Consider the following 9,362-nt stretch of genomic DNA (forward strand, 5'->3'; position numbering starts at 1 on the left):
CGAGGCCCCTGAAGAGCCGTTCAAGACCAGGACGTTGATAGGCCGGGTGTGTAAGCGCTGCGAGGCGTTGAGCTAACCGGTACTAATTGCTCGTGCGGCTTGACTATATAACACCCAAGACAATTGCGGATAACGCATAAGAGCCAACAGCTCTGAAATCAACATCACACCAATCTCGTCACCCAGTGATCAACAGTTTTGCCTGACGACCACAGCGGTCTGGAACCACCTGATCCCATCCCGAACTCAGAAGTGAAACAGTCCTGCGCCGATGGTAGTGTGGTTCGCCCATGCGAGAGTAGGTCATCGTCAGGCTCCTAATACAAAAGCCCCGTTAGCAATGCTAACGGGGCTTTTTTATTAGCTGTGAGAAAATGATGGCCCACGGTAGTGTCCGCACCGGTGCCGCAGGCAGAGCGAGCATCGCTCGCTCAGGGTAAGGACGGGCACTCCGTCTCGGCGTGCTCCGGGTCATCGTTGCAGTGCGGAGCACTGCCTCAAGTCTTTCCTAAGGCAACCAGATCTCGAAAATTCCCCCGCCAAGCTCACCACCATTATGCAGTTTGATGGAGCCTTGTCGGTCTCCCTCGCTGTGCATGGCTGCGATGGAAGAGGCAAAATACAGCCCCAGACTGGTGCTGCCGCCCTTGAAGTCCAGTGATTTGAAGCTAAGGATACCCGTGTGCTGCATGCTTTCCGGGTAGCCGTCACCATCGTCTTCAACGCCTATCACCAGGTAATCGTCTTCCTCTCGCGCTGTTAGCCTTATCTGTTTTTTGGTGTAACGGATCGCATTGTTGATGGTGTTGTTAAGGACGCCGGTCAGCAGGTGCTCATCAAAGAACCCGTTAATGTCGTCTGCCTCAATGGAGTACTGGATACCCAGTCCGTCGAGCAGGGGAATGTGTCTGGCCAACTGCTCGGACAGAAAATCCGGCACGAAATGTTCATCCACATTCGCCACCAGGTTGTTCTGGCCTAGGCGATAAATGCCCAGTAGTTGCACCAGATCGTTATGCATGCGTTCGGCTTCGTACTGCAGCATGTTGAACTGGTTGGAATGGGCGAGGGTGTCTTCATTGTCACCCCGGAGCTCGTCCAGGCTGTTGATCAACATGCCCAACGAGTTCTTCATGTCATGCACGGCGGACGCCAGCACCATGGAAAAGTCAATGTTCTGGTCTGTCATGCGCTCAATCCTTTCAGTTTCTGGCTCAGGGCACGGTATCTGCGGTATTGACGATGTTGCTCGGGTAAGGATTCAAGGCGCTTCATACGCTGTTGGCAAGCCTGTACAAGGCCAGCCCCTGCGGCGCCCGGATTCTGTTCGTATTTTTTCAACAACACCTGGACCAGGTTGAGGTTCAATGCCGCGTGATCGGGAACTATTTCAAGGGCCTTTCCGAAGGTATCGATGGCGGTATCGAGATCACCGTCTTCGAAGGCCTTGATGCCATCCCGGTTCAGGGAGCGGGCCTTGATCTTCTGTCGATAGCCCACCGGCTCATCCAGCAGGTTTTCGATTTGCTGGATAATGTCGCTGTCATTTTCAAAACGGGCCGCGAGCTGTGCCAGGAGATCTTTGGCTTCCTGGTCGCGACCCAGCCGGAACAGTGTTTTTGCATAATCGAGTCCGGTATCGGCGGAGTAATCGCCCGAAGACTGCAGTTGCGATGATACCTGGGACAACAGTTTCTGTGCCTCGCGCTGGTTACCCTGTCCGGCATGGACCCGGCTCTGAATGATTTTGCTGCGCAAAGGCAACTCTTCGTCTTCCGGAAAGCGCTTCTCCATTTTGGACAGCACGTTCAGCGCCTCTGAGGCCTGCTCTGGACCGCCTTCCTCCGTGCTGCCCTCACTCAGGTCGGACAGGCTTTGCGCCAGTGACAGATAGTGTTCGGGGCTGTCGTGGATGGAATAGGTGCCAAGGTTCACCGTTTTGCGCCAGGCTTCAGAGGCCGTATCCATATCCTGGTTGGCCCCGGCGACCTGGGCCAGGTGCTTCTGGCGTAAAAGTGCGTTGGGGGAATGCTCCGAGGCTTTTTCCAGAACCCGTTGCGCCTGGGCCAGCTTGCCTTGCTGCTCATAGGTGGCGGCCAGAAGATCATAGGCTTCCATGTAATCAGGGTGTTTTTCAATTAACGCTCTGAGATCGTTGATGGCCTCTTCATAATGCTTGTTGGCCAGCAGCACCCGGCAACGACCGAGGCGTGCCCAGGACAGTTCCCGTTGGGCCAGCACGTCGTCGTAGATCTTCTGGGCATGGGCCAGATCGCCCACCTGCATATACAGCTCCCCGAGCGTTTTCATCAGCCAGGTTTTGTAACGGGGCTGCTTGGGGAGCATTTCAAGGCAGAGTGAAATCGCCTTCGGATAGTTTTCGTGGTCAATTTCCCGGTTAATGGGCAGCAGGGTATGGCGTTGCTGGATCAGGCTGCCCAGGCGTTTTTCCAGTACCGCCCGATTGATTGGTTTGGTCAGGTAGGCATCCGGCTGGTATTCCCGGGCACCCATGACCATCTCCTTGGAGGTCTCTGCGGTGACCAATAGAAACAGGGAAGCGCGTTTGAGCAGCTTCTTGTGACGTAATTCTTCAAGGATCTGCTGACCGTTTTTGCCTTCGCCAAGGTTGTAGTCACAAAGAACGACATCCACGTGGTTGTAACTGCAGTACTGGATGGCAGCGGTGGCATTGCCGACCAGTTCGATCTTGTCCGCGCCACAGCTGCGCAACATCTGGCGCATGGACAGGCGGAAATTTTCGAAATCGTCCACCACCAGAAAGGTCAACTTGCCGAAAGGGTTTGCCAGGTCGCGCTGTTCGGATTTATTCATGGGTGCTTCTGCTTGATTTGTTTATTGACAAGAGCTCTGAGAGCCGCCGGTTTTACCGGTTTGTACAGAATCTGATAGCCCCGGTTAATGGCGTCTTCCCGGACTTCGGGAGCCATATAGCCGGTGATCAGAATACCCGGGATTGTTTTGCCCAGTGCTTCCCGGATCGCATCCATGGCATCCAGACCGTTGCGGTCATCGTCCAGTTGATAATCGGCCAGAATAATATCCGGCGTTTGTTGCTCCAGCTTTTCCAGAGCGTCTTCAAGGCTACGTGCGGCAGTGACATCGCATTTCCAGTTCCCCAACAGGGCCACCATGCCCTGCAGTATAGTCTCATCGTTGTCGATGCAAAGCACATGCAGGCCACCAAGGCTGGATACCCGCCGGGAGCTTTGCGCCGGCGTGGTGGCATCGGCGCGGGTTTCAGCCGCGACCAGGGGCACGGTAATTCCGAAGGTGCTGCCGCGTCCCTGGGTGGAGTGCACGCTGATGGGGTGGTTGAGCATGCCGCTGATCCGATCCACGATGGCCAGCCCCAGGCCCAGACCCTTCTGGTCACGGCCGTGCTGGAAGCGCCGGAATTCCTCGAAGATATGAGTGAGTTGATCTTCCGACATGCCCGGGCCGGTATCCACCACCTCAATTCTCAGGTAGCCATTCAATCGGCGGCAACCAAGCAGGATTTTTCCGCTTTCCGTGTAACGGATGGCGTTTGACAGAAAGTTCTGGACCACCCGGCGCAGCAGCTTTGCGTCGGATTTCACCCAGGCTGAGCTGGGCACCACATGCAGCTCCAGGCCCTGGTCTTTGGCAATGGCGGAGAACTCCGTGGCCAGGTGGCGTAGCAGGTCGTTGATATTAAAGGAGCTGATATCGGCTTCCAGGGCGCCGGCGTCGAGTTTGGAAATATCGAGCAGGGTACTGATGATTTCCTCGGCGGCGCCCAGCGAGCTGTCAATATGGCTGACCAACTCACGGGTTTCGCCGTCAACCACCTTGCCGGAAAGGGCGGAGGTGAACAGGCGGGCTGCGTTAAGTGGTTGCAGCAGGTCGTGGCTGGCCGAGGCCAGGAAACGGGTTTTGCTCTGGTTGGCCTGTTCGGCAACGGATTTGGCCTTCAGCATCTGCTCGTTAATGACCTGAAGTTCCTGAGTACGCTCGCGCACCCGTTGTTCCAGGTAGATATTGGTTTCCTTCAGCGCCTGCTCGGTGCGCCGCATGGTGGTGACATCCTGGTAGGTTGTCACATAGCCGCCGCCCGGAATCGGGCTGCCTTCAATGCGGACAACCGTGCCGTCCGGGCGCTGTCGCTCATAAGCGGCAGCCTCGCCCTTGCGCATGCTGTCACATCGATTCCTGATGATTTCATCAATCCGTCGGGCCGGCAGATTAGCGCTGGTGAGGTTGTAACGCATCAGGTCCTCGACCGGGCGACCGACCCGCACAAACCCCTTTGGGTAGTTGAACATTTCCAGGTAGCGGTGGTTCCAGACCACCAGTTGCTGGCGATGGTTCACCACCGATACGCCCAGGCTGATGTTTTCGATGGCAGACTGCAGCAGTTCCCGGCTGAAGGTCATTGCCTGCGACGCTTCATCGACAATGCTGACCACATCCTCGATCTGCATATCACGGCCGGTCAGTGTGGACTCGAGAACCACCCGCGCGGTTGAAGCGCCGATGACCGAGGCCAGTTGCCGCTCAATGTATTTCATCAGGTGAGTGGACGCGGGCCGATGGGCATAGAGTTTGGTGGCGTTGCGACGTTCATAGGCCCGGAAGACGCTTTCAGCTCGCTCTTCGCCCATGAAACGGTCGGCCAGGGCCTGCAGGTCGGATACCGGAATCTGCCCCTGCCAGCTCTGCTGCTGGGCGCTGTCGTCCTTGGGATGGGGCAAGTGGAAGAAGGCGGCAACCTGGATCTTTTCCCGAATACGTTGGCGTGTGACCAGGGAGAGGAAAATATAAACCGTCGTGTTGACCCCCAGACTCCATAGAATGCCATGGCTGGTCTGGTCCAGTTGGGAGCCGAACAGGGAGGTGGGGCGGGTCCATTGCCAGCCGAACAGCCCCTGTTCTATGAGGGTGCTGGAAATCCAGCCAGTGGAGGCCAGCGCCGGCAGCAGCAGGGTGTAGCACCACACGAGAAATCCCAGGCCCAGGCCCCAGGCTGCGCCGGTCAGATTGCCTTCGCGCCAGAGGATGCCGCCTACCAGGGCCGGCCCGAACTGGGCCGCGGCGGCAAAAGACAGCAGACCAAAGGCTGTCAGGCTGTAATCGGCGCCGGCCATGCGGTAAAAACCATAAGCTGTCAGCAGTACCACGAAAATCGCAACCCGGCGGATGGTCAGCAGCAGGAAGCTGAGGTCATTGCGACGGTTCATGCCCGGGCGGAAAAATTTCAGAAGGCCGGGCATAACGATTTCGTTACTGATCATGGTGGCAATGGCCACAGAGCAGACGATCACCATGGCTGCCGCGGCCGACCCGCCCCCCAGGAAGGCCAGCACCGCCAGCCATTCCTTGCCGGCCATGATCGGCAATTGCAGGATAATAATGTCTGGATCGATGCCGGCCAGTTCCGGGCTGAGCAGGCCGGCCCCGGCAATAGGCAGTACGAACGCACTGGCAATCAGCAGATAAATCGGCATGGCCCACCGAGCCACCTGGAAATCCCGGTGATCGGTATTCTCCACCACCATCACATGAAACTGCCTGGGCAGGCAGACAATGGCCAGCATGGCGATCAGGGTTTGGGTGATGAATGCCGGCGCCTCTACATGATCCGTGGTGAGGGTGCCGAGCAGATCGGCTTGCTGAACCCGACTGAACAGATCACCGAAGCCGTTGAAAAGGCCGTAGCCGACAAACAGGCCGACAGCGGCAAACGCCACCAGTTTGATCAGTGATTCAAAGGCCACGGCCTGAATCATGCCCCGGTGGTGTTCGGTGGACTCCAGGTGGCGGGTGCCAAACAGAACGGTAAAGACCGCCAGAGCAAGGGTAATGTACCAGGCGGAGTCGTTCCAGGCCGCCGGGCTCAGCTGTTCGTAACCGGTGCCGGTGGCGGACAGCACGTTAAAGCCCATGGCAATGGCTTTGAGCTGCAGGGCAATGTAGGGAACGCTGCCCACCAGGGCGAAAAGGGCGACCATGGCCCCCAATAACTGGGATTTGCCGTAGCGCGAGGCGATGAAATCGGCGATTGATGTGCTGTTGTTGCGCTTGCTGATGAAGATGATCCGGCGCAACAACGGGGCAAAGAAAATGAAGGCCAGCAATGGGCCCAGGTAGATGGGCAAAAAGGCAAAGCCCTCCTGGCTTGCCCGGCCAACCGCGCCATAGAAGGTCCATGAAGTGAAGTAGACTGCCAGTGACAGAGCGTAGATGTGGCTTCGGGCCATTCTGCGCCGATACAGGCCAGGGTGCTTGTCCCCGGCCCAGGCAACAAAGAACAGAACCGAGATGTAGCTGATTGAAATAAGAACCAGCAGCCAGGCGCTAATCATGTCAGGCAGTTATCCTGTCGGGCGGTTTCAGCGTCCGCAAACGGTCTGGTACAGGGCATCGTTTGCGTCGATCACTTTCAGGTTATCAACAGTGGGCTTGCCGTCAGAATCCAGCGGTACCAGTTCGCGACTCTCGCAGTTAATGACGTGCGCACGGTGGGACACGGAATCTGCCACGGTTTGTTCAAAACGGTACAGAATGAACTGTTTGATGTTCTCGTTGGATGGAGACTCGCTGATGCCATTCATGTCAACGGCGGAGAAGGCGGTTACGTAGGGCGCGAAGAAGGTCCAGGGACGGAAGTAGATGCCCTCTTTTTCAGTATTCACGACCACGGCTTCTTCCGGTAACAGGGATTTTTTGTGCTCGAACCAGGTGTATTCGCCATATACCAGGTAGCCCAGCATCCCCAGCCCGGCGAACACCGGGATCAACCACTTTGGTGCCCGTTTGGCCGTGATTGCACGAATACCCAGCGCAATACCGGCAGCCCCAAGGCCGCAAAAAACAGTGGCAAGAAAATTCCAGAACATAGTTTGCTTTCCTCAAAAAAGAACGGGCTCCCTCGGTGAGGAAGCCCGTCCGGTTCAACCTAACACTGCAATATTATGCAATGATTCAGGCCTTTAGTCAGGTTAGTGGTCCTGAGCGGCACCGGCACCACGCGGGTAACGGACGCTTTCAACCAGTTCCTGAATTTCCTGAGGCGGCTCGGCAGTAGCGCGGGATGCTGCGAAGGCCACCGCAAAGTTAACAACCGCACCGATGGCACCGATGGACAGCGGGGAGATACCCATTACCCAGTGCTCGGCGGTGTCCGGCAGGTTGGCAGTGCCTGGAATAAAGAACCAGCCCTTGTATACGAAGATGTATACCAGAGTCAGTGCCAGACCAGACAGCATACCGGCCATTGCGCCAACGTTGTTAACACGTTTGGAGAAGATACCCATCATCAGAGCCGGGAACAGGGACGCAGCCGCGATACCGAAGGCCAGAGCCACTACCTGTGCCGCGAAGCCTGGAGGGTTAGCACCCAGGTAAGTCGCAACCACGATAGCAACGGCCATGGAAATACGGGCTGCCAGCAGTTCGCCTTTGTCACTGATGTTCGGGTTGAAGCGACCCTTGATCAAGTCGTGACTGATCGCCGAGGAGATAGCCAGCAACAGACCTGCCGCGGTAGACAGTGCCGCAGCCAGACCACCGGCAGCAATCAGACCAACGACCCAGCCCGGCAGGTTAGCAATTTCCGGGTTGGCCAGTACCAGGATGTCATTGTTGTAGCTGAACTCGTTGCCTTCCCAGCCGCGGGATTCAGCTTCGTCAGCATATGACTCGGAGTCGTTGTAGTACTGGATGCGACCATCGTTGTTCTTGTCTTCGAACTGGATCAGACCGGTCACTTCCCACTCTTTGATCCAGTTCGGACGATCTTCGTACTGGATCGGAGCGGCATCAGTGCCATCCGGGTAGATGGTGTCCACGATGTTCAGCCGAGCCATGGAACCAACCGCCGGAGCAGTCAGGTACAGCAGGGCGATGAACACCAGGGCCCAGCCGCCGGACCAGCGCGCGTCAGTCACCTTGCGAACGGTGAAGAAGCGGATGATTACGTGCGGCAGACCAGCAGTACCGAACATCAGGGACGCAGTGAACAGGACCATGTTCAGCTTGTTGTCCACATCAGCGGTGTACTCGTTGAAGCCAAGGTCGGTGAGAACCTGGTTCAGCTTGGTCAGAACCGGAACGCCGGATTGTGTATGCTCGGAGAGGAAGCCGAACCACGGGATCGGGTTGCCGGTCAGCTGCAGGGAGATGAACACCGCCGGAATGGTGTAGGCCACGATCAGTACGCAGTACTGAGCCACCTGGGTGTATGTGATGCCCTTCATGCCACCCAATACGGAGTAGAAGAAGATCACGATGGCGGCGATGATCAGACCAGTGGTGTTGTCAACTTCCAGGAAGCGGGAGAAGGCAACACCGGCACCGGCCATCTGGCCGATTACGTAGGTTACGGACGCCACGATCAGACAGATAACGGCCACCAGACGGGCGTTATCGCTGTAGTAACGGTCACCGATGAACTCAGGTACGGTGAACTTGCCGAACTTACGCAGGTACGGAGCCAGCAGCATGGCCAGCAGTACGTAACCACCAGTCCAACCCATCAGGAAGGTGGAGTTGGAGTAACCACCGGCGGCGATCAGGCCCGCCATGGAGATGAAGGATGCCGCAGACATCCAGTCAGCACCGATTGCCACACCGTTGGTAATCGGGTGGATGCCGGAACCGGCAACGTAGAAATCCTTGGTGCTACCGGCCTTCGCCCAGATGGCGATGCCGATATAGAGTAGGAACGATGCCCCGACGAAGAGGACGTTAATTGCAAATTGGCTCATGGGTTCTTACTCCTCGCTTACGCCGAATTGTTCGTCGATTTTGTTCATGCGCCAGGCATAGAAGAAAATCAGAACAATGAAGGTAAGAATGGAGCCTTGCTGGGCGAACCAGAAGCCAAGGTCGGTACCGCCGACTTCAATGCCCGCGAGCATGGGGCGGAAGAGCATGGCAGCGCCATAGGAAACCAGGAACCAAATCACGAGGCTCCCGAAGATCAGGCGTAGATTCGCCTTCCAGTAGTTTTCAGCGTCGTAGCTGTGACCTGACATAGTCATCACTCCTGCATTGTATGGATAATTTCTTCCGTGTTTGGGTAAATTGAGGCCCACCCCCAGTGGCCGCTGGGGGCCTTCATGCAGCAGCTCGATGCCTGCAAGGTTCCTCTTCCGAGAGACCGATAACAAGTGTGCAGCGCTGCATGACTCTCAAGCGATAACTCGAACAGTCATCGGGGCCTCGAGCCCGTATAGCAAGGCAGAGTCAGCTTATTATGAACAACACGGAAATCCAAACCCCAGTCAATGTCGGTGTCGATGTCGGTAAAGCCAACCTGGACATCGCCCTTCATCCCTCCGGGCAGTTCTACACCATTCCAAACACCGAAGCCCACG

At 56.8% G+C, this 9,362-nt stretch carries 6 protein-coding genes and 2 rRNA genes; 2 read left to right on the top strand and 6 right to left on the bottom strand.

What is annotated here, in order from left to right; translation table 11 throughout:
* Both BMZ63_RS14710 and rrf read left to right on the top strand, forming a co-directional pair.
* Nucleotides 1-107, top strand: a 23S ribosomal RNA gene (locus BMZ63_RS14710); the annotation flags it as partial.
* 94 nt (nucleotides 108-201) lie between these two features.
* Nucleotides 202-315, top strand: a 5S ribosomal RNA gene (gene rrf, locus BMZ63_RS14715).
* Between the two features lie 193 nt (nucleotides 316-508).
* Here the strand turns inward: rrf and BMZ63_RS14720 are convergent.
* The 6 genes from BMZ63_RS14720 to BMZ63_RS14745 form a co-directional block, all read right to left on the bottom strand.
* The gene (locus tag BMZ63_RS14720) at nucleotides 509-1,189 is read right to left on the bottom strand and encodes a sensor histidine kinase (protein WP_091706676.1); all 681 of its coding nucleotides are present in this window, start codon (nucleotides 1,187-1,189) and stop codon (nucleotides 509-511) included.
* On the bottom strand, nucleotides 1,186-2,835 hold the full coding sequence (locus tag BMZ63_RS14725; protein ID WP_091706678.1) for a tetratricopeptide repeat-containing response regulator: 1,650 nt from the start codon (nucleotides 2,833-2,835) through the stop codon (nucleotides 1,186-1,188). Before BMZ63_RS14725 ends, BMZ63_RS14720 begins: the two co-directional genes overlap by 4 nt.
* Nucleotides 2,832-6,347 (bottom strand): hybrid sensor histidine kinase/response regulator, encoded by a 3,516-nt coding sequence (locus BMZ63_RS14730; RefSeq protein WP_091706679.1) that lies wholly within the window; start codon nucleotides 6,345-6,347, stop codon nucleotides 2,832-2,834. Before BMZ63_RS14730 ends, BMZ63_RS14725 begins: the two co-directional genes overlap by 4 nt.
* Before the next feature lie 27 nt (nucleotides 6,348-6,374).
* The gene (locus tag BMZ63_RS14735) at nucleotides 6,375-6,881 is read right to left on the bottom strand and encodes a DNA-directed RNA polymerase subunit omega (RefSeq protein ID WP_091706681.1); all 507 of its coding nucleotides are present in this window, start codon (nucleotides 6,879-6,881) and stop codon (nucleotides 6,375-6,377) included.
* Between the two features lie 102 nt (nucleotides 6,882-6,983).
* On the bottom strand, nucleotides 6,984-8,750 hold the full coding sequence (locus tag BMZ63_RS14740; protein ID WP_091706682.1) for a sodium:solute symporter family protein: 1,767 nt from the start codon (nucleotides 8,748-8,750) through the stop codon (nucleotides 6,984-6,986).
* A gap of 6 nt (nucleotides 8,751-8,756) precedes the next feature.
* Complete coding sequence (locus BMZ63_RS14745) at nucleotides 8,757-9,020, bottom strand: DUF4212 domain-containing protein (RefSeq protein WP_091706684.1); 264 nt, start codon at nucleotides 9,018-9,020, stop codon at nucleotides 8,757-8,759.
* Between the last annotated feature and the right edge of the window lie 342 nt (nucleotides 9,021-9,362).

The sequence above is a fragment of the Marinobacter persicus genome, assembly GCF_900114155.1.
GTDB classification, from domain to species: Bacteria; Pseudomonadota; Gammaproteobacteria; order Pseudomonadales; family Oleiphilaceae; genus Marinobacter; species Marinobacter persicus.